Here is a 522-nt window from a genome sequence, read left to right as displayed (position 1 = left end):
GGATGGGAGTCTGGGCTGCAGGCCGCCTACTTGAGATGGTAGCAAAGAATTTTCGAGGCATCTGGGCAGATCCTCAGGCACTCTGCAGAGGTTGCCAGCGAATTGACCGCTCTCGACCCAGCTCCACCACAAATTTCACGCCCTTATCTTCTTGGCTCAGCTTCACCAGGTAGGAGAGCTCTTGCCGGCTGAGCACATGCCCCTCATAAAACCAAAACACCAATCCCTTAGCCTTTGGGGGCAAGGTGGCACGGTACTGCTCGATCAACGAGGGGTAGAAATAGGTTCGCCGCTGCGATTTGCCCAGCGTGGCAGGCCGCACCCCATGGCTGGACGTCAGATAACTGACCAAATCCCCAATCCCCTTGCTGGATAGGGTGACTACCTCGTAGCCGGCCCCGCGCAGCCGCCGCAGGTAATGCCCTTCGGATCCCCCTTCCGGGGTGACAAACATGGCCAAAGCCCCGCATTGCTCGAGCTGTTGCACAAACTTGGCACCTGAGCCCACCAGCAACATAAAGC

At 58.0% G+C, this 522-nt stretch carries 1 protein-coding gene; it reads right to left on the bottom strand.

From position 1 onward, the window contains the following. Positions 1 to 73: 73 nt before the first annotated feature. Positions 74 to 517, bottom strand: a complete 444-nt coding sequence (gene ndhN, locus NW858_RS13100; RefSeq protein WP_414364400.1) for an NAD(P)H-quinone oxidoreductase subunit N — start codon at positions 515 to 517, stop codon at positions 74 to 76. Positions 518 to 522 lie beyond the last annotated feature (5 nt).

It is taken from the genome of Synechococcus sp. H55.10, assembly GCF_047502715.1.
Taxonomy (GTDB): Bacteria; Cyanobacteriota; Cyanobacteriia; order Thermostichales; family Thermostichaceae; genus Thermostichus.
The sequence above is the reverse complement of the archived record's forward strand: the minus strand, read 5'-3'. Positions and strand labels throughout refer to the sequence as shown.